The following is a 19646-nucleotide window of genomic DNA, read 5'->3' on the forward strand; positions in this document are numbered from 1 at the left end:
GTGATCGTCCGACAGGGATGATCTACCCGGGTGTCACCTGACTGGCGGAGTGGCTAGTCTCTGCGCGTGACTGCGCACCCTGAGGTCGACTGGGCCGAGCTCGAGCACGCTTACGGTTCCGCCGAGGACACGCCCGAGTTCATCGAGGCCCTCCGGGGTGAGGACTGGGAAGACGCGATCGAGAACCTGTCGGCGTCGATCCTGCACCAGGGGACGGTGTACCCGGCGACCCTGCCCGCGGTCCCGCTGCTGGTCGATGTGGCGTTGGACCCCGAGGCTCCGGGGCGCAACGGCGCGTTGTGGTTTGTGGGCGCGTACGCGGAGTCGATCTCGCAGGGGGCGAGTGAGTCGTCGCACTACCTGCCGGAGGACATCGACATCGAGGAGTTCGACCGGGACGCGCGGGCGGCCCTGGCCGACGCGGCCGCCCGGCTCGTGCCGTTGCTCGACGACGAGGACCCCGAGGTGCGGGCGGCGGTCTACCAGTTCTCCGCCTACCTGGTCGGCGACCCGTCGGCCGAGGTCATGATGCCGTTGGTGCGCGCCAGGTTCGAGCGCGAGGACGACAGCGCCGCCTCCGTCGCGCTGATGGAACCGTTGATGCGCCACGGTTTGTTCACCGCAGCCGACTTCGAGACCGTGCTGGAACGCGGCGATGACGCGATCACCTTCGCCGCGGCGTGGGCGGCCGTCGCGGAGCGGCTGGACTTCCCTGACGCGGTCGAGCACGTGGTGCGGTTGTGGTCGGAGCAGGCCGAGGACTACCCGGGCAACGGGGAGGTGGCCTCGCTGTCGATCCTGGCCAGCCACGCCGGGCCGGAGGCCATCCCGGTCGTGCGGGGCCTGATCGGCTCCGCCGACACCGAGGTGGTGATCGCCGGGTGGGTCGAGATCGCGCTGGCCTCCCGCACGTCGACCACGGAGGCCGTGGACGGGCTGCTCGCGATGAGCCCGCGGGACGCCCCGGTGGTGCGGGCATTGGCGCGAGTAGTGCCCGGCGCCCCCGACCGAACCGCGGCGGTGTGCGATGCTGCGGCAGAGTTGGCCGATAGTGGCGACGCAGAGACCGCGGCTGCCGTTGCCGCCACGCTGTTCGCGGCGAAGGACCCGCGCTGGGTGGCCCCCGCTCTGGCCGTCACCGCGAGCGCTGAGGAACCGAGCGTCGACCTGGGCTCCGCGCGGTCCACCTTCGCCTACGCCCTGATCGGCTTCCCCGCCGAGCGCCGCGACCTGGCCTGGGCTGCGGCGGACCTCACCACCGTCACCAAGGCCGCGCTCGCCGCGTGGCGGCACTCGACCTGGGTCGAGGTCCTCGCCGCGCTGCCGCCGAGCGCTGACGTTGTTGCCGCCGCTGACCCGTCGCTGGACGGGCTGTCGGAGGCGATGTGCGAATTGTTGGCCCGCATTGCCGTCACGAACCCCGAGCTGGTCACCGAGGGCCCGGCGGGCGACGGCGCGTGGGCGATCACGGCACGGGCGGTCATCGACCCGGCGACCGACCTGGACGCGGCGTTCCGGCAGGCCTGGGCAGCCAACGGCGGTGACGACAACGCCGACGACGACCTGATCGACGTCTGGGCCCACCGCCCGTCCGAGGCCCTGCGCGAAACCTGCCTGCGCCTGCTCACCGGCACCGCCAACACCTCGTTCCCCGGCCGCTTCGCCCAGCTCGCCGCCGCCAAGGTGGTGCCGGAGCAGGCCTGGCCGACCGTGCGGGCCGTCGTGGACGACGCCGAGAAGCCGCTCGCCGACGCCGTCGAGCTGGCCAAGCGCTACCCCGAGCACCGCGCCGAGCTGGTCGAACTGCTCGCCGACATCGCCGAGAACGGCCGCGAGACCTGGTCAGGGGTGGACCTGGTGTCCATGGCCGTCGCGACCCGCGAGCTCGTCGTCCTCGGCGAGATCGACCAGCAGGACGCCGTCGACACCGCCGTGGAGCTGCTGTTCGACGCCATCCCCGAGCACAGCGCCGCCCGCATCGCCCCCGTCATCGGCGAGATCCTGGCCGCGTGCCCGGACGCCCGCGAAAGCGCCGCCGAGCGGCTCTCGCCCCTGCTCAACGGCGACCACCGGGTGCCCACCGCCAGCGACACCATCGCCGACGACGTCGCGATCGTCGCCGCACTGCGCAAGGGGCTCTGAACCAACAGTTGCGTGACAGGTGCGGACCGAGGGCTAAGCCGGTGCGCACCGGGACAAGGGCCCACCCGTGGGTTGACGATTGCTCCATCACCCGAGCAGCGCCAACGCGAAGGAGCCCCCGATGACCGAGAACGAGATGTCGACTCTGCGGGATGTGGCCGACAACGCGATCCTGTTCCACAACGGCCTCTGGGGCGGCCCTAGCGGGTTCCGCTGGTCCGACAACGACGGCAGCGCCGCGGGCACCGTCCCGCAGTGGGAGTCCGAGTCGCTCGAGGCCCTGCTGCGCCGCGGCCTGGCCCAGATCCACCCGTCGGTCGGCGGCGGCAGGCTCGCCAAGGTCCGGCTGACCACTGCGGGCGCCGACGTGCTCGACCTGCCGATGGCCGCCTAGTACGCCCGGCTAAGCCTTCGGACCGTACGCGGCCCACTCGATGGCCGGGCACCGGTCCTGCACGAACCGCATTCCGGCGTCGACCGCGCGCTGACCAGCGGCCGAGTCGAAGACCTCCAGTTGGAACCAGACGGCCTTCGCGCCGATCGTGATCGCCTCGTCCGCGAACGCCCCCGCGTCCTCCGACCTGCGGAACACGTCAACGCAGTCGACCGCGAACGGGATGTCGGCCAGCGACCGGTACCCCTGCTCCCCCCACACCGCCTCCGCCTTCGGGTGCACCGGCACGATGCGCTTGCCGTGCCGCTGCAGGAACCGGGCCACCCCGTGCGCCGGACGAGCCGGGTTGTCGGCAAGACCGATGATCGCCCAGGTGTCGCAGTGCGCGAGGATCCACTCGATGTCGACGGGGTCGGCGGTGCTCATGCCCCCAGCCTCTCACAACTGGTACCGTCGCCCGCCGTGAGTGATCATGTGGTGACCGTCCTCGGCGCGACAGGCAAGACAGGCCGCCACGTGCTGGCCCAGGCCGCTGAACAGGGCTGGCGGGTCCGCGCCGCGGGCAGGCGCCCGGCGGAGTCCGGCGAGTTCACCCCGTTCGACTGGGACGACGAGTCGACCTGGCAGCCCGCCTTCGCCGGTGCCGACGCCGCCTATGTCGTCATCCCGTTCAACCACGCGGGCGCGCCGGAGAGGGCCCCCGACGTCATCCGGGCAGCTGTGGCCGCGGGAGTGCCGCGCATCGCCCTGTTGTCGACCATCGACGTCGACCACGCACCCGACGATGACCCCACCAAGGTCGCCGAACAGACACTGCTGTCGCTGGACGTGGCAGCGGCGCTGATCCGGCCCACGTGGTTCCTCGACAACTTCACCGTCGGCTCCTTCCGCGGCATGCTCGAGACCGGTGAACTACGCCTTCCCGCAGGCGAGGCCCCGTTCCCGTTCGTCGACACCCGCGACATCGCTGCCGTCGCCGTGGCCGCTATGGCACCCGACGGCCCCACCGGTCCTCTTCCCGTAACCGGCCCGGAATCGGTGAGCCACCACGTGGTCGCAGAGGCCCTGCAGGACGCTCTTGACCGTCCCTTCCGCTACATCCCGGTGGAGCCCGCGGAGTTCATCGCGCTCTTGGAGTCGCGAGGCTTTACTTACTCCTATGGCGACTTCCTCGCTGGCGCGCTCGGCAAGGTCGCCGATGGCAGCTTCGTCATCCCGGTCGCGGACACGGTGGAAGTCCACTGCGGAAGGCGCGCCTACACCCCGGCGGAGTTCGCGCAGCACTTCGCCCAGAGCTAATTGGGCTTAATGGCGGCGACCGCGGGCAAGATGGCCAGCGCGAGGATGCCGCCTGCTAGAGCGAGGACCGGGTAACCGGCGGTACCCACCACAACGCCTGAGGCGAGCCCGCCGGTCGCACCCGCGATCGCGACGGAGACGTCTATAGAGCCCTGGGTCTTGGCGCGGGTCGCAAGGGGCACTGCGTCGGTGATGATGGCGGTCCCTGAGACCAACCCGAAGTTCCAGCCGAGTCCGAGTAAGGCCAATGACAGGGCTAAGAGGGCGACAGAGTCCCCGGGAGCGGTCGCGGCGATGATGCCCGAGGCAAGCAGGGTGGCACCTGCGCCGATCGCGAGGGTGATGCGGCCGTAGCGGTCGACGAGCCAGCCGGTCAACGGGGAGGGCAGGTACATCGCGCCGATGTGGATGGCGATGACCAGGCCCGCGGCGGCGGTGCCGTGGCCGTGGTGGCTCATGTGCACCGGGGTCATCGTCATGATCGCGACCATCACCAGCTGCGTGAGCACCATGATCAAGGCGCCTGGCAGCGGACCGGAGCGGTAGCGCGGGGTCGCCTCGGTGACCGGCTGGGCAGCCTGGGGCAAGTCCTCGGCCCGGGCGAGAACCAGCGGATCGGGGCGCAACCAGACGGCGAGCACCAGAGCGGCCAGCGCGTAGGCGAGGCCGGAGAGCATGAACACCCCAGCCAGCTCGGGCAAGCCGACCGCCTGCGCGAGGTGCCCGGTCGGCGCGGCCAGGTTGGGGCCCGCGACACCGCCGAGCGTGGTGGCGACGAGGACAGTGGAGACCGCCCGGGCCCGGTGCGCGGGGTCGGCGAGGTCGGCCCCGGCGTACCGGGCCTGCATGTTGGTCGCGGTGCCCGCGCCGTAGACGAACAGGGCGACGAACAGCAGCACCGGGTTGTCCAGCGCCGCCGCGGCGATCACCCCCGCGCTGCCGATGGCCCCGGTGAGGTACCCGGCGGCCAGCCCAGGGCGGCGGCCGCGCGCGTGCGAGAGGCGACCGATGGAGATCGACGCCAGCGCGGACCCGGCTGTGGCCAGCGTGCTGGGCAGGCCCGCGAGGTCGGTCGACCCGAGCATCTCCTGGGCGAGCAGGGCCCCGACGGTGACCCCCGCGGCGAGCCCCGCGCCGCTGAGTATCTGGGCGACGACCAAGACGGTCAGGACGCGTCGCTGGGCTCTGGCGTGCGGCGATGCCGCGGCGGCTGGGGTTGCGCTGGTCACGGTGTGTACTTTCCTGCGTGGCGGGGCCTGGTGAGCGGTTTCGTGGCGGAGCTCTCCACCCTGCCTGATCCGGTCGGGCCACGCCGAACGACCGGATCTGTCCACAGTGGCCTGGAAAACCGGGTGAAGTGCCGCCGCGCGGTCACTACTGTGACCTCGACAACTGGGGAGGAACGGTGTACTGGACCCTGCGGCGTCGGCTGGTCGACATCGCCACCCGCCTGTCCGTACTGCGCGACCGCGACCGCCCCCAACCGGGCAAGTCCGTCTACGGCAGCCACCTGGACGGCTACGAGACGTTCGGTGCCTCTCACCACAGGTTTCAGCGCCAGCCACTGCAGCGCAAGCAGATACGCGCCCTGGAGAAGGCGATGGGGGTGCGGCTGCCCGACGAGTTCCGCCTGTTCCTGAAGTGGCTTGGCACCGGCGCCGGGCCGTACTACGGGATCAGGCCGTTCGACGAACTGCTTGAGGCCGCGAGCCCGGCATGCGCCCGTCCCTTCCCCTGGACCGAGGCAGACACCTTCTGGCTCGACGAAGATCGCGAAACCGACCCAGACGGCTGCCTCCCCATCATCACCTACGGCTGCGGCGATGAGATAGTCCTGGTCACCGCAGGCCAACACCGCGGCAGGGTGGTACACCTCGGCCTGGACTTCGACTGCGTCCCCGGCCTGGACTTCCTCACCTTCTACGACGTGTGGGTCATCGAAAGCTTGACCGCACTTCACACCGGCATGCGCCCTGCCGGGAGAGATCCGGCAGCGCGAATGATGTGGCGGCGGCGATACTGAGGCAGGCGGGCCCCATCGCCGTCAGCTCCACCTGGCCGCGTAACCACCCTCGACTCTCGTGATCGGTTACGCGGACGCCACCGTCACCGATTGACCTGTCGTGACTGTGTCCGACCTACCCACTGCCGCTCCCGACTGGCCGATCTGCGATTGGGATGAAGACTGCCGTGGTGCCCAGCTCGGTGAAACGGGGTGGTGCCTATACCACGTCGATGTCGACACGCGGGAGCAAGTACTTCGCACTCCGTCGAGGTTGCTCGAGCTGGGCGGCACGCAGATACACGATGCGGGAGCACGCGTTTTGACCGGGGAACTGGCGCGTCGCCAGCATGATGTCTCGCTGCGCGAGGCCGTCTTCGAAACCGACATCGTGTTCGACCGGGTCGTATTCGGTCGCGCGGACTTCAGTGGCGCGATCTTCCAGGGGCACGCCAGTTTCCTCGACTGCCGGTTCGAGGGGCTGGCCTCGTTCGAGGGCGCCCGGTTTGAGGCCGATGCCATGTTCGGCGGGTCGCACTTTCAGGACAACGCTGTCTACTCAGGCACCGTCTTCGCCGCCAAGGCCAGTTTCACCGGGGCGAGTTTCGGCAAGGTCGCCTGGCTGGGACCGCTCGTCGCCGACCAGGTTGATCTCGAAGGGGCTCAGTTCGACGGGCACGTGGAGGTCGTCGCCGAGACCTCACTGGTGCAGGCGCGGCGGGTGCGGTTCGAGGATACGGCGATCTTCCGGTTGCGGTATGCCGTGCTGGGGTTGGAGGGTGCGAACTTCGGGGTGTCGAGTTCCATCTCCGGTGGTGACCGGCCGTTCGTCGCGCATCGGACGGGGCCGGTGGCTGCCCACAACGACACCGTGAAGGGGTGGTTGCGGCGGCAGGGGCGGGAGGACCTGGACACGGCCTGGAACCCGTTGCTGGTATCCGTGCGCGACAGCGACGTCGGCAACCTGGTGCTCACCGATGTTGACCTGCGGTGGTGCCAGTTCGCCGGTGCCCGCAGGCTCGACCAGTTGCAGATGGAGGGCCGGTGCCCGCTCAACGTGCCCCCACCCCGCCGCGGGCGGGCCAGCCGGGCGGTGTTGGCGGAGGAGCACTTCTGGCGCGCCCGCGGTCGGAGCAAGAACTGGACGGCTGAGCACCCGCTGGGCGAGCAGACCAGCGTGATCCGCGCCGACCGGCTGGCCGCCCTCTACCGCTCGCTGCGCAAAGCCTTCGAGGATGGCAAGAACGAGGCAGGCGCGGGCGACTTCTACTACGGTGAAATGGAAGCCCGCCGCCACGCGACCACCACGACCCGGCCCGAGCGGTGGATCCTCACCGCCTACTGGGCCCTCTCCGGCTACGGTCAGCGCGCCTCACGAGCCTTCGCCGCGTTGCTCCTGCTGATCGCGACAGTGACGATTTTGCTTGTCGGCTGGGGAATCCCCACATCCGAACCGCAGCGCATCACCGGCACAGTCCAGCCGACAACGGCACTCACCGTCGCCGAGCAGTCGACCGCCCTACCAGCGCAGCGGTGGACCCTGTCCCGTGCGGAGAAGGCCTTGCAACTGGCGACCGGTGCGGTGGCGTTCCGGGATGCCGGGCAGAAGTTGACGGCCGTCGGGATGTGGACGGTCACCTCTGCCCGGCTCACCGGACCGCTGCTGCTCGCTCTGGCCGCTCTGGCCATCCGCGCGCGGGTCAAGCGCTGAACAGCCGCCCGTACCCACTCACGTCACCCGTCGCGGTGCCCGCCGTGCGCAGGCTGTGCCACAGGCACGCCTGGTTGGACGTCACCACCGGCACGCCCAGGTCTGCCTCAAGCGAAGCCACCGCGTCCGCGCACCGGAACCCGTTGCCCGCCAACAGGATCCCGTCCGCCGACGACGGGAAGTCGGCCCGCACCTGGCGGTAGACGTCCGCCGGGCGCACCTCCCACTGCGCGCCCGCGTCCCAGGTCTCCCACGGCTTCAACGCGTCCCAGCCCCGGCCCATCCGGAACCGCTGGATGTCGACCGGCGGGTGCCCGGCCTCGGTGAAGTACGACCGGCCCACCTCGACGATCTCGTCCTTGAACCACGGCGGCACCACCACGTACGGCCGGGACACCCCGACCGCGGCGAGGGCGGCGGCCGAGGATTGGGCCGCGGTCACCACCGGCGTCCCGCCCGCGGCCGCGCTCGCCCTGGCCGCGAACGACACGTCGAACGCGGGCCCGCCGAACAGGCTCGACGTGGTGAAGCAGACGCAGATCGCGTCCAGCTGCATCCCGCCGAAGAACTCCAGTCCGCGCGCTACGTCCGGTGAGGACGCGACCAGCTCGGCCGGGTCGTCACCGTAGTCCGATGTGCCCGGTTTGCGCGGGCTCTCGAACCGGGCCGCCACGATGGACACCCCCGTGGGCGCCATCGACCAGAACTCCGACTCCGCCACCGGGTCCTTGTCGATGACCAGGACCCCGATCGCCGCTCGCCAGCCCCACCGGTCCGACCGCATGTCAGGTCCTCGCCGGGGCCAGCGCGGGCAACCGGTTCTCGGCGAAGGCCAAGGCGGCCAGCACCACCAGCGTGCCGACGATCATGTTCCAGGTGATGTGCTCGCCGAGGGTGATCAGGCTGACCAGCACCGCGGTGATCGGCACCAGGTAGTTCACCGCGGAGGCGTTGGCCGCGCCCATGTCGCCGATGAGCCGGAAGTAGATCAGGTACGCCAGGCCGGTGCCGACGACGCCGAGCAGCAGGATGCTGATGATCACCCCGGCGCTGAAGTGCGGCGTCTTCCACGGGAAGAACGGCGTCACGATCGCCTGCAGCACGGTCGCGGTGATCACCTGGGTGGTGGCCGACACCAGCGGCGGCACACCCTTGGACGCCAACATCTTCTTCACGTACACCGTCTGCAGCGCGTAGCACAGCGCCGCGCCCAGCACCGCGAGCTGACCGGCCAGCGAACCCGCCGAGGTCGACCACGGACCGATCACGATGACCACACCCACGAACCCGAGCACGAAACCGACGCCCTTGCGCCAGGTCGCGCGTTCGGCGGGCAGCGCGGCGGTCACCGCGGCCAGGGTGAGCAGCGGTGTCGCGGCGATCAGCACACCGGCCATCGCCGCGCTGGTGCGCTGCTCACCCCAGGCCAACAGCAGGAACGGGGCGACCATGCCGAGTATCGCGGTGACCACGGTGTGCCCCCACACCGCCGCGTTCCTGGGCAATCGGCCCTTGGTGGCGGTCAGCACCGCGAACAGCACGATCGCGCCGAGCAGCACCCGGCCCAGCACCAGCTGCGCCGGGGTCAGGCCGTCGACGGCGATCTTGATGAACGTGTAGCTGGCGCCCCAGATGAAGGCCAACAGGATGAACAGGGCGACGTTCACTCGACTCATGGGTTACGCGGTTTCCCTACGGGATCAGACGAGAACGGGGGAGGGGATGCTGTCCAGGCCCGCGCGCAGCGCTTCGTCGCTGAGCGCGTCGTCCGACAGCGTCCCCGCCAGGTACTTCTGGTAGGCGACGAGGTCGAAGTCACCGTGGCCGGACAGGCCGAGCAGGATGGTCTTGCCGACCCCCTCCTCCCGGCAGCGCAGCGCCTCGTTGACCGCGCCGCGGATGGCGTGCGTGGACTCCGGGGCGGGCACGATGCCCTCGGCCCGCGCGAACAGCACGCCCGCCTCGAAGCAGTCATTCTGGCGGACGGCGATCGCCTCCATAAGACCCGTCTCGACCGCCCGGCTCACCACCTGCGCGATGTTGTGCGCGCGCAGCCCACCGGCGTGCACGGCGGGCGGGATGAACTTGTGCCCGAGGGTGTGCATCCGGAACAGCGGGGTCAGCCCGGCCGAGTCGGCGTGGTCGTAGGCGATCCGACCCCGGGTCAGCGTCGGACAGGCCGCGGGCTCGACCGCGATCAACCGGACATCCCGCCCACTGGCGAGCTTGTTGCGCAGGAACGGGAACGCCAGCCCGGCCAGGTTGCTGCCGCCGCCCGCGGCGCCGACCACGATGTCCGGGTAGTCGTCGGCCAGGGCGAACTGCTTGACCGCCTCCTGCCCGATGACGCTCTGGTGCGCGCAGACGTGGTTGAGGCCGCTGCCGCGGGTGTAGCCGTACTCGGGGTTGGCCATCGCGAACTGCAACGCCTCGGACTTGGCCACCCCCAGGCTGCCCGGGTGCTCGGGGTGCTCGGCGAGCACCGCCCGGCCGGACTCGGTCTCCGTGCTGGGCGAGGCGGTGCAGACCGAACCGTAGGTCTCCATCAGCGTGCGGCGGTAGGGCTTCTGCTCGAAGCTGACCCGCACCATGAACACCTTGGTCTTCATGTCGAACAGCGCACCCGCCAACGCGACCGCGCTGCCCCACTGGCCCGCGCCGGTCTCGCCGACCAGACCGGTCTTGCCCGCCAGCTTGTTGTAGTACGCCTGCGCGAGCGCGGTGTTCGGCTTGAAACTCCCCGTCGGCGCGACGCCCTCGAACTTGTAGTAGATCCGGGCGGGGGTGTCGAGGGCCTTCTCCAGGCGCCGCGCGCGGAACAGCGGCGTCGACCGCCACTGCGCGTAGAGCTGGCGGACCGGTTCCGGGATCTCGAACTCCGGCTCCATGCTGAGTTCCTGCTCGACCAGCGCGGGCGGCATCGAGCGGGCGAGGGCGTCGAGGCCGACCGGTTCCCGGGTCGCCGGGTCCAGGATCGGGGCGATCCCGCCGACGTCCACAGCCGGGTTGTACCAGGTGTGCGGGATGTCGGACTCGGTCAGCTCGTACTTGATGTTGTCCATGCTCAGGCGCTCCTAGCTGGCCTCGCCGGTGAGGGACCCCTCGGCCAGCTCGTCGTCGGATCGGAACAGCTTCGGGTGCGCGGCGCGGATGCCGGACACCACGGTCTCGTACGGGAAGTCGTCGAACTCGCCGCGCATCCGCAGGAACTCCATGTGCCTGCGGCCGTTCTCGTCGTAGGGGTGGTACAGGCTGTCGGCCGTGCCGTCGAACTCGAGCGGCGCGATCTTGTAGAGCTTGCACAGCAGCTTGTTGAACACCGGGGTCGCCTTGACCCAGCGGCCGTCGAGGTGCACGGAGGTGAGGCTGTGGAAGCAGAACACGTCGCCACCGACCAGCTCGCGCAGCCGGGGGGAGGACAGGTGGTTGCGCACGTCCCCGTAGACGATCCGGCTCGGCACGCCGACCGCGCGCACCGCCGCAGCGTACACAATGGACTTGTGCACGCAGAATCCCCGCTTGTGCTTGATGATCGCGCTGGCGGTGAACTCGGCCCGGGTCATCCGGCTGCCGTAAACCTCGTAGTTGATGCCGTCGCGCACCGCGTAGTAGAGCTTGACGGCCTTCTCGGTGTCGCTGAGGCCGTCCGGCTCAGGCAGCGCCTTGGCTATGAACTCCTGGACGGTGTCCGATCGGTAGTCGAGGAACTCGGTCTCAGCCGTCAACTCTGCCAGGTTCTCAGTGCTCATCCCAGTCCCATCATCGCGGCGATCCGCTGTCGCTGGATCTCCGTGGTGCCCGAGTAGATCGTCCCGGCGACCGCGTTGCGCACGTCCTTCTCCACGCCGTACTCGGTCATGTACCCGTACCCGCCGAACACCTGGACCGCGGCCAGCGCCGAGGCCAGGTTCGCTTCGCTGACCACCAGCTTGGTGATCGCGATGTCCGTGGTGACGTTCTTGCGCGCCACCAGCTTCTCCGCCGTGTCGTAGAGCCATTTGCGCGAGGTCTCCACCCCGATCCGCATGTCAACCAGCTTGGTCGACACCGCCTGGAACGACCCGATCGGCTGGCCGAACTGCTTGCGGGAGCGGGCGTGGCGCACGCACTCGCGCAGCCGGTGCTCCATCTCGCCCAGGTTCACCACGAACGACAGCAGGATCTCCCACTTCATCACGTGGTCGAGCACCAGGAACCCCGCGCCCGGCCTGCCGACCGCGTTGGTCGCCGGAACCCGGACGCCGTCGAGGAACAGCTCGCTCAGCGGCGAGGTCCGCAGCCCCATCTTGCTCATCGGCGAGCCGACGTGCAGGCCGGGGGAGTCGCGCTCCACCAGGAACGTGGTGATCGCGTCCGGCGCGCCTGGCGTCCCGGTGCGCGCGTACACCATGAACGTGTCGGCGATGGGGCCGTTGCTGACGAAGGACTTCGAGCCGTTGAGCACGTAGTGATCACCGTCGAGCACCGCGGTGGTCCGCATCGCCATCATGTCCGAACCGGCGTCCGGCTCGCTGATGGCGTGCGCGCCGATCGCCGACCCCGCGCACACCCCCGGCAGGTACCGCTGCTTGAGCTCGGCGGAACCGAAGCGCTGCAACGGGATCCCGGTGCTCACCACGTGCGTGGTGACCGAGAACGGGAACCCGCCGTCGCGGCAGCTCTCGCCGAGGCCCTCCAGCACGTACATCGTGGTCAGCAGGTCCGCGCCGAGGCCGCCGTACTCGGTGCCGAAGGGCATGCCGAGCAGCCCGGATTCGCGCACCAGGGTCCAGCCGGTGCGGGAGAACTCGCCGGTCGGGTCGCGCTCGAGGTGGTCCTTGCCCACCGCGGCGCCCAAGTCGGCCGCCGCGGCGCGCAGGGTCCGCTGCTCGTCGGTCCAGTTGATCACGGGGAGCACTCGTAGTGGGAGAACCCGTCGGCGTCGAGGTTGTGCCGCTCGTCGCCGCGCAGCGCCGGGGTGAAGATGCTGACCAGTTCCAGGTCCTGGTCGGGTCCGGCGATCAGGAAGTGCGCGTCGTGCTCGTCGAGGGCGTAGAGCACCCCGGGTTCGAGCCGGTGGGTGATCCCGTCCGGGGTCTGGATCTCGCCGGACCCGGCGATGCAGTAGCACGCCTCCAGGTGCTGGCGGTACTGCAGCCGGGACTTGGTGCCCGCGCGCACGGTGGTGTGCGCGACGGAGAACCCCATGTTGTCCGGGCGCAACAGGAACCGGTAGCTCAGACCGTTACCCCAGTCGACGCACGCTACCTCTGAACGGCTGCGGACGATCATCAGGCTGGCCCTTTCACGAGTGCGGACTCAACGAAGGCGTCGATGGCGCGCACCGAGCGGAACTGCTCCGGCGCCAGGTCGAAGTCCTCCACGGGCAGGTCGAAGCGCTCGCCGAGCCAGCCGATCAGCCGCAGCAGGCCGAGGCTGTCGACGACCCCGTTGGCCAGCAGGTCGTAGTCGGCGTCGAGCTCGTCGGCCCGGATGTCGGGGGCGAACTCGGCCACGACGTGGCGGGTGATCTCATCGATGCGGGACATCGGGTGGTGACCCCTTCCGTGCTAGACCCGGTCGGCAAGCAGCTTCGTGCGGTCGACCTTGCCGGTCGACGTGCGCGGGAACTCCTCGGTGGCGAGCTCCAACGAGGACGGGACGGCGGTGCGCGGCAGCAACCGCGCGCAGTGCGAACGCAGGGAGAGGCTGTTGGGGCGGGTGCCGTCGACCGCGCGGACCAGCGCGTGCAACCGGTACCCCGCCTCGTCGTCGGGCAGGGCGAGCACGACGACCTCGGCGACCTCGGGGTGCGACTGCAGCGCCGCCTCCACCTGCCGCGGGTTGGTCCGAACGCCGCGCACCTTCACCTGGTGGTCGGCGCGGCCGTCGAGGTGGAACACCCCGTCGGCGTCTCGGCGCACCAGGTCCCCGGTGCGCAGCCAGGTGTGGCCGTCGAGCTCAACCCACCGGTCGGTGATCGCGGTGTCGAGGTAGCGACCGGCTTGGAACGGGGTGCGCACCAGCAGTTCCGCGCCGTCCACCCGGACCTCGACCCCGTCGATCGGGCGGCCGATCGGCACCGGGTCCTGGCTGGTCGGGTCGGAGTCGTGGATGAGGCTGTCGTTGGTCTCGGTGCAGCCGTACACGTTGCGGATCCGGGCTTTCGGGAACAGCTCGGGCAACCGGGCCAGCAGCTCAGGCGGCATCGCGTCGCCGGTGTGCACCAGCTCGCGGACCGAGGGGAACGGGCCGTCGGCGACCTCGAGCAACCTGCGGTAGAACAGCGGCACCGCCTGCACGACCTCGACCGGCGCGTGGGTGAACGCGCGCAGCAGGTAGCGGGCGTCGAGCGCGCGTTCCTGGTCGGCCAGCACGACCTGACCGCCCCGGCGCAGGGTGGTCCAGATGTCGAGCAGGCACAGGTCGAAGTTCAGCGGGGCGTAGTTGAACACCGTGCTGCCGCCGGTGATGTCGAACGCCCCGGCCGCCCAGTCGGTGAACCGGTCGACGGCGTCGTGCGGCAGCGGGACGACCTTCGGCAGCCCGGTCGACCCGGAGGTGGTCAGCATCGGCCCGATGCCCCCGAGGTCGGGCACCTCGTCGGCGGGCTCGCCGGTGTCCACCGTGGTCAGGTCCGCGTGCACGACGTGCCCGCACCCGGCCTGCCGGTAGAGCGCGGCCCGCGCGTCGGTGCCCAGGTCCGACGGTGGCAGCAGGAACGGCCGCCGCTGCGCCCAGCAGGCCAGCACCAGCGCGACCGACTCCGGGGACTTGCGCACGTGCAGCCCCACCGGCCGCCCCGCGGTCAGCCCGTCGAGCACCCGCAGCGCGTCCTCGACCAGCGCGCGCAGCTCGCGATAGGACACATCGGCGCCATTGAACGACAACGATGTTCCTTTGGCGCCACTGTCGATGAGACCGGATAAATGGTCCCCCATAAAGGCCCCCGATTGATATGCATTCTGCCTTTCCGAGACGCTAGCGACGACCGGTCGGGCCACGCAAACCGCCGAACGGGTGACGGACTCGGGCGTCCGATCCCAGATTGAACTACCTCGGGCTAGCGGTGGTTGCTCCGAATGTGCCAGTCAGGCCACCCGGTTCGCGCAATGGGAATGAGGACCTGTGTCGTGTTCACTATTGAATTCCCGAACCGCTGTTAACGCGTTGGTTCGCTTTGCCGCTATACGAATGCGCAGATGTGGTGTAGGCGGTCCACCGGCTGGGCGGTCTTGGCATCCGGACTGTCCAGCGTGGACGTGCCAATCGGACGCCGCACGCCTGCCGGATCTGGCGGCTTTCGGCCCCCGCCGCGCCCGGAGTGGATCACAGGGCCACAGTGGACAGAGCAGTGCACACACCCGCGGCCGAGGTGACCGCCACTCGGCCGAACGCCACGCGCCGATCGGCTCGGCGAGCGGACCGACTACGGACAACGTATGATGCCCGCCCGGTCGGCATTCGCGCATCGGAAACGCGCCCTGGGCGTTTTCTAGCGGCCGATGTGGTGGGCGGCCTGCCTCAGGTCGATCTCCTCGATGAGGTCCCTGGCGACGTCCTCGGTGAGTTGCCGTTGCATGACGGCCTTGCCGATGGCCAGGCGCTGGGCCTCGAAGGAGGCGTCGGGGTCGGCGTTGGGGTCGTCCGCGCCTCGGGCGAGTTGCCTGCCGTGGGCGCGCATCCTGGCGTATTCGGCGCGCTCGGCGGTCAGGTCGAAATCGAGCTTGCGGGCCAGCCAGCCCACGGTCGTGCCCTGCAGCAGCAGCGTGCCCAGGGTGACGATCAGCGCGATCGCCTGGATCTCGTTGCGGCCGGGGAACGGCTCCCCGGACGAGGTGAACTCGGGGACGCCCGCCGCGGCGGCCAGGGTGAGGATGCCGCGCATGCCGGTCCAGCTGACCAAGGCGGTCTCCTTGGCCGTCGGCGGCGCCACCGGCTCGCCCCGGCGGCGGCGGTCGCGGCCGGGCAGGAAGCGGGGATCGCGGGAGGCCCGCCGCTGGATGCTGCGGTAGTGCGCGGTCCACCGGCCGAACAGGCCGAACACGGCGACGAACCGGAACACCACCGCCGCCACCAGCAGCACCCCGGCGGCGATGAGGGTCCGCACCACCGCGCTGTCGTCGGCCTCGTCGAGGTCGTGCAGGACGAACCGCAGCTGCAGACCGATGTAGGCGAACACGAAGGTCTCCAGTAGGAAGTCCATCACCTGCCAGACGCTCTCCTCCTGCAGCCGGGTCCGGTACCCGCCCGGGTACTGGTGCTTGGGGTCGAGGGCGAGGTTGACGCTCATCGAGAACGCGGCGGTCACCACGGCGAGGATCCCCGAGGCGTGCGCCTGCTCGGCGGTCAGGAACGCGGTGAACGGCAGCAGCATCACCAGCGCCGTCTCCAGCGTCGGGTTGCCCAGCCGCTTGCGGATCACCAGGCCGACCACCGCGAAGCCCGCGCCGATGGCCATGCCGATCCCGGCGGTGCGGAAGAACTCGCCGACGCCGCCCAGCCAGGTCGCGTGCGCGCCGTTGACCGCGGCCACCGCGATGGTGAACAGGGTCAGCGCGGTCGCGTCGTTGACCAGGCTCTCCCCGGTCAGGATCGAGGTGACCCGCTTCGGCATGCCGATCCGCTCGCCGTGCGACACCGTGGTGATCGTGTCCGGCGGCGCGAGCACGGAGCCGAGCACGAACGCCGCCGCCACCCCGATCGAGGGCAGCAGCAGCGAGGCCAGCCAGCCCAGCACGCCCGCGGTCAGCACCACGGTGATGACGCCGAGGTAGATGATCGCCCGCAGGTTCGCCCCGAACCCCGACATCGAGGCACCCCTGGTCGCCGAGTACAGCAGCGGCGGGATCACCAGTGCGAGGATCAGCTCGCTGTCGAGCTCCAGCCGGGGCACCCCCGGGATGAACGAAGCACCGGCGGCGAGCACGACGATCAGCCAGCCGGGCTCGACGCTCTTCTTGCGGGCGACCGCGGTGACCGCGATGCCGATTCCGATGATGAGCAGCAGCTGAACGCCATTCACGCGGCCACTCTAGGTGCGGCCACCCCCGGTCGCACCGGCGCCCGCCGGTGATCACCGCCGCAGCAGCCGGTCCCACGGCCGTTTCCCCGCGGCCATCAGCGACGCGGTGGTCCGGGCCGTGCGGCGCGCGGGCGCCACCCTGCGCACAGTCGCCGAGGAGGTCGAGCAGGCCATCGGTCGGTGCGCACGTGCAGCGGCTGCTCTCCCCGCGACCCCGAGCGGAGGAATGCGGGAGGACCTTTCCGCCGAGTTCCTGCCCCTGGAGCGGACGCGGTCGCGCCGGCGCCACCCTGCGCACCGCCGCCGAGGAGAACCGAGCGTGCCATCGGGTCGACGCGCACGTGCAGCGGCTGCTCTCCGCCGCCGGTGATCACCGCCGCCGCCGGTCCCCGGCGAGCGGGGTGCCGCTGACCAGCCCGCGCGGGACTAGCACGGCGCCGAGCGGGGAACCGCACGTTCCCGCACGCTGCTGGCGCGCGGCGCGACCGGCGAGCCACCACCTCGTGCCGATCGAGCACGTGCCGAAGGTCGTCGTCGCCGAGGGCCGGGCAGGCCCTCGGGTCGGGCGGCGCTTCGGCTCGCACATGCGGCGGCTGCACTCCGCCGACCCGACCTCGACCGTCGCGCACTTGCTCGACGGGCTCACCGCGCAGGCCGTGCTCCACCCCGAGGTTGTCCTCCCCCCGCCGTCACCCGAACAGGGTTCTCATTTCGCGCGCCCGGCGTTCTCGGGCAACGCTGGAGACCGACCACTGTGGACCCGGCTCGGCCGGGCGGATCGAGCGCGGTGACCGTGCCGAGGTAGGCGTCGCCGCGCGGGCGAAGGCGCGGGTGGCTGTCATGGCGGTGTTGCTCTACCGGCTCGGGTTGTCCTCTGTGCGGCGCCGCGTGCTCGTGGCGCTGGTGTGGCTGTTCGTGTTCGTGGCCTCCGGGGTGGGCGCGGTGACCCTGTCGGGGGAAACGGTGACGACCTTCCGGATCCCGGGGCAGGAGTCCACGACGGCGCTGGAGCTGATGGGGGAGCGCTTCGGCGCCGCGTCCGGCGGTGGGTCCGCGCAGGTGGTGATGGAGGCGCCCGCCGGGAGCACGCTGCTGGAGACCGAGGTCGCCGAGCGGGTCAGCGGGGTGGTCGCCCAGCTGAAGCGGCTACCGGGTGTCGTCGCCGTCAGCAATCCGGTGGACCCGGCAAACCCGGTCGTGTCGGCGGACAAGCGGATCGGCTACGCCACGGTGTCCTACGCGGAAGAGGCGCCCGCGGTGACCGAGGACCAGCGGACCGCGCTGCGGGAGGCGGTCGCGGCGGCCAGGGTGGACGGGCTGGTGGTCGAGGTCCGCGGTGACGTGTTGCAGGCATCCGGCCAGCCAGGCGGTCCCGCCGAGGCGATCGGTGTCATCGTCGCGCTGGTGGTGCTGGCGGTGACCTACGGCTCGCTGGTCAGCGCCGGGATGAACCTGTTGACCTCGGTCGTCGGGGTCGGCATCGGGGCGATGGGCATCATCACGCTGACCGGGTTCGTGGACCTGCAGTCGACCACCCCGGTGCTGGCGGTGATGCTGGGCCTGGCGGTCGGCATCGACTACGCGCTGTTCATCGTGACCCGGTTCCGACATGAGTTGTTGGCGGGCCGCTCGGTGGAGGAGTCGGCGGCGATGGCCGTCGGCACGGCGGGCTCCGCGGTGGTCACGGCCGGGCTGACGGTGGTGATCGCGCTGGCAGGGTTGTCGGTCGCGGGTATCCCGTTCCTCACCGAGATGGGCCTGGCCGCCGCGGGCACGATCGTCGTCGCCGTGCTGATCGCGGTGACGCTGGTGCCCGCGATCCTCGGGTTCATCGGTCGCAAGGCCCTGCCGCGCCGCTCCCGCGAAGAGGGCTCGCCGGTGCACGTCGATCACGGTTTCTACCGCCGCTGGGCCAGCGGTGTCACCCGGCACCCGTGGCTGACGCTGGTGGCCGCGGTGGTGGCGCTGCTGGTCATCGCGATTCCCGTGCTGTCGCTGAAGACCTCGCTGGTGCAGCACCCCGACCGTGGCAGCACCGAGGCCAACGCCGAGCGGCTGATCGAGGCCGGGTTCGGGCCCGGGTTCAGCGCGCCCCTGCTGGTGCTGGTCGACGGGCCGGACGCGGTCACCCGAGCGCCCGCCATCCGCGACCAGATCGCCGCCCAAGCCGATGTCGCCGTGGTCGCCCCACCGCGGCCCAACCCGGGCAACACCGCCGCGCTGATCACCGTGATCCCGGCGTCCGGCCCCGACTCCGCCGAGACCAACACGCTGGTCCGAGCACTGCGCGACACGATTCCCGACACCGACGGCGCCCGCGTCTACGTCACCGGCACCACGGCGGTGAGCATCGACATCTCGCACAAGCTCGACGAAGCGCTGCCGCTGTACCTGGCGCTGGTCGTCGGGTTGGCGTTCATCCTGCTGATCCTGGTGTTCCGCTCGATCCTGGTGCCGGTGGTCGGCGTGCTCGGCTTCCTGCTGACGATCGGCGCTGTGCTGGGCGCGACGACCGCGGTGTTCCAGTGGGGCTGGCTCTCGGCCGTGGTCAACAGCAACTCCACCGGCCCGCTGATGTCGTTGTCCCCCATCATCATCGTCGGGATCCTCTTCGGACTCGCCATGGACTACCAGGTCTTCCTGGTGTCGCGCATGCACGAGGCCTACGCCCACGGCATGGAACCCCGCCGCGCCGTCACCACCGGCTTCGGCCAATCCGCCCCCGTCGTGGTCGCCGCGGCCACCATCATGTTCGCCGTCTTCGCGGGCTTCGTCCCCGAAGGCGACGCGACCATCAAACCCATCGGCTTCGCCCTGGCCATGGGCATCCTCTTCGACGCCATCATCGTCCGCATGATCGCCGTCCCCGCCGCCCTGGCCCTGCTCGGCCACAGCGCCTGGGCCCTGCCCACCTGGCTGCGCTGGCTCCCCGAACTCGACGTGGAAGGCGCCGCCTTGGAGCGCGACGTCCCAGCCCAGTCCGCCACCGAACCCACGCCCACCCCAACCCGCGAGTCCACCAGCAGCCACATCCGCTGAACTCTGCCGGTTTCCGCTGGCTTCATGCGGACACTGGTTGTCCGCAACCCGCGGG

General features: G+C 70.5%; 18 protein-coding genes. 7 read left to right on the forward strand and 11 right to left on the reverse strand.

Annotated elements, in window-relative coordinates:
- Positions 1-66 precede the first annotated feature (66 nt).
- Entirely contained in the window at positions 67-2142 is a 2076-nt protein-coding gene (locus JOD54_RS22325; RefSeq protein ID WP_204452790.1) for a hypothetical protein, read from the forward strand.
- A gap of 121 nt (positions 2143-2263) precedes the next feature.
- On the forward strand, positions 2264-2536 hold the full coding sequence (locus JOD54_RS22330; RefSeq protein ID WP_204452791.1) for a hypothetical protein: 273 nt from the start codon (positions 2264-2266) through the stop codon (positions 2534-2536).
- Positions 2537-2545: 9 nt separating this feature from the next.
- Here the strand turns inward: JOD54_RS22330 and JOD54_RS22335 are convergent, their stop codons facing one another.
- Positions 2546-2962: a CoA-binding protein gene (locus JOD54_RS22335; RefSeq protein ID WP_204452793.1), complete on the reverse strand. Its 417-nt coding sequence runs from the start codon at positions 2960-2962 to the stop codon at positions 2546-2548.
- Between the two features lie 36 nt (positions 2963-2998).
- On the opposite strand from JOD54_RS22335, the gene JOD54_RS22340 reads away from it, so the two are divergent.
- The gene (locus tag JOD54_RS22340) at positions 2999-3835 is read left to right on the forward strand and encodes an SDR family oxidoreductase (RefSeq protein WP_204452795.1); all 837 of its coding nucleotides are present in this window, start codon (positions 2999-3001) and stop codon (positions 3833-3835) included.
- On the opposite strand, the gene JOD54_RS22345 is transcribed toward JOD54_RS22340, so the two are convergent.
- Positions 3832-5064 carry an MFS transporter gene (locus JOD54_RS22345; RefSeq protein ID WP_204452796.1) on the reverse strand — a complete coding sequence of 411 codons (1233 nt, stop codon included), beginning with the start codon at positions 5062-5064 and terminating at the stop codon, positions 3832-3834. The two genes, JOD54_RS22340 and JOD54_RS22345, sit on opposite strands and share 4 nt — an antisense overlap.
- A 176-nt stretch (positions 5065-5240) precedes the next feature.
- Between JOD54_RS22345 and JOD54_RS22350 the strand changes: the two genes are divergently transcribed.
- Positions 5241-5858, forward strand: a complete 618-nt coding sequence (locus JOD54_RS22350; protein ID WP_204452798.1) for an SMI1/KNR4 family protein — start codon at positions 5241-5243, stop codon at positions 5856-5858.
- A gap of 301 nt (positions 5859-6159) precedes the next feature.
- A complete protein-coding gene (locus JOD54_RS22355) occupies positions 6160-7548 on the forward strand; it encodes a pentapeptide repeat-containing protein (protein ID WP_204452799.1) in 1389 nt (462 codons plus the stop codon).
- Here JOD54_RS22355 and JOD54_RS22360 read toward each other — a convergent pair.
- From JOD54_RS22360 to JOD54_RS22400, 9 genes are all read right to left on the reverse strand, one after another.
- On the reverse strand, positions 7538-8332 hold the full coding sequence (locus JOD54_RS22360) for a maleate cis-trans isomerase family protein (protein ID WP_204452800.1): 795 nt from the start codon (positions 8330-8332) through the stop codon (positions 7538-7540). The genes JOD54_RS22355 and JOD54_RS22360 overlap by 11 nt on opposite strands.
- A gap of 1 nt (position 8333) precedes the next feature.
- Positions 8334-9224 carry a DMT family transporter gene (locus JOD54_RS22365; RefSeq protein WP_204452802.1) on the reverse strand — a complete coding sequence of 297 codons (891 nt, stop codon included), beginning with the start codon at positions 9222-9224 and terminating at the stop codon, positions 8334-8336.
- 24 nt (positions 9225-9248) lie between these two features.
- Entirely contained in the window at positions 9249-10610 is a 1362-nt protein-coding gene (locus JOD54_RS22370; RefSeq protein ID WP_204452803.1) for a TrpB-like pyridoxal phosphate-dependent enzyme, read from the reverse strand.
- A 12-nt stretch (positions 10611-10622) separates the two neighbouring features.
- Positions 10623-11297: a transglutaminase-like domain-containing protein gene (locus JOD54_RS22375; protein ID WP_204452804.1), complete on the reverse strand. Its 675-nt coding sequence runs from the start codon at positions 11295-11297 to the stop codon at positions 10623-10625.
- Positions 11294-12436 carry an acyl-CoA dehydrogenase family protein gene (locus JOD54_RS22380; protein WP_307860209.1) on the reverse strand — a complete coding sequence of 381 codons (1143 nt, stop codon included), beginning with the start codon at positions 12434-12436 and terminating at the stop codon, positions 11294-11296. The genes JOD54_RS22375 and JOD54_RS22380 overlap by 4 nt, the downstream gene beginning before the upstream one ends.
- The gene (locus JOD54_RS22385; protein ID WP_204452806.1) at positions 12433-12819 is read right to left on the reverse strand and encodes an ectoine synthase; all 387 of its coding nucleotides are present in this window, start codon (positions 12817-12819) and stop codon (positions 12433-12435) included. The genes JOD54_RS22380 and JOD54_RS22385 overlap by 4 nt, the downstream gene beginning before the upstream one ends.
- Entirely contained in the window at positions 12819-13076 is a 258-nt protein-coding gene (locus tag JOD54_RS22390; RefSeq protein ID WP_204452807.1) for an acyl carrier protein, read from the reverse strand. Before JOD54_RS22390 ends, JOD54_RS22385 begins: the two co-directional genes overlap by 1 nt.
- 21 nt (positions 13077-13097) lie before the next feature.
- On the reverse strand, positions 13098-14417 hold the full coding sequence (locus JOD54_RS22395; RefSeq protein WP_204452808.1) for an AMP-binding protein: 1320 nt from the start codon (positions 14415-14417) through the stop codon (positions 13098-13100).
- A 605-nt stretch (positions 14418-15022) separates the two neighbouring features.
- On the reverse strand, positions 15023-16552 hold the full coding sequence (locus JOD54_RS22400) for a cation:proton antiporter (RefSeq protein WP_204452809.1): 1530 nt from the start codon (positions 16550-16552) through the stop codon (positions 15023-15025).
- Positions 16553-17055: 503 nt separating this feature from the next.
- Between JOD54_RS22400 and JOD54_RS22405 the strand changes: the two genes are divergently transcribed.
- Positions 17056-17343, forward strand: a complete 288-nt coding sequence (locus JOD54_RS22405) for a hypothetical protein (protein WP_204452811.1) — start codon at positions 17056-17058, stop codon at positions 17341-17343.
- Between the two features lie 49 nt (positions 17344-17392).
- The gene (locus JOD54_RS22410; protein WP_204452813.1) at positions 17393-19591 is read left to right on the forward strand and encodes an MMPL family transporter; all 2199 of its coding nucleotides are present in this window, start codon (positions 17393-17395) and stop codon (positions 19589-19591) included.
- Positions 19592-19646 lie beyond the last annotated feature (55 nt).

This window comes from Actinokineospora baliensis (assembly GCF_016907695.1).
In the GTDB taxonomy this organism is placed as follows: Bacteria; Actinomycetota; Actinomycetes; order Mycobacteriales; family Pseudonocardiaceae; genus Actinokineospora; species Actinokineospora baliensis.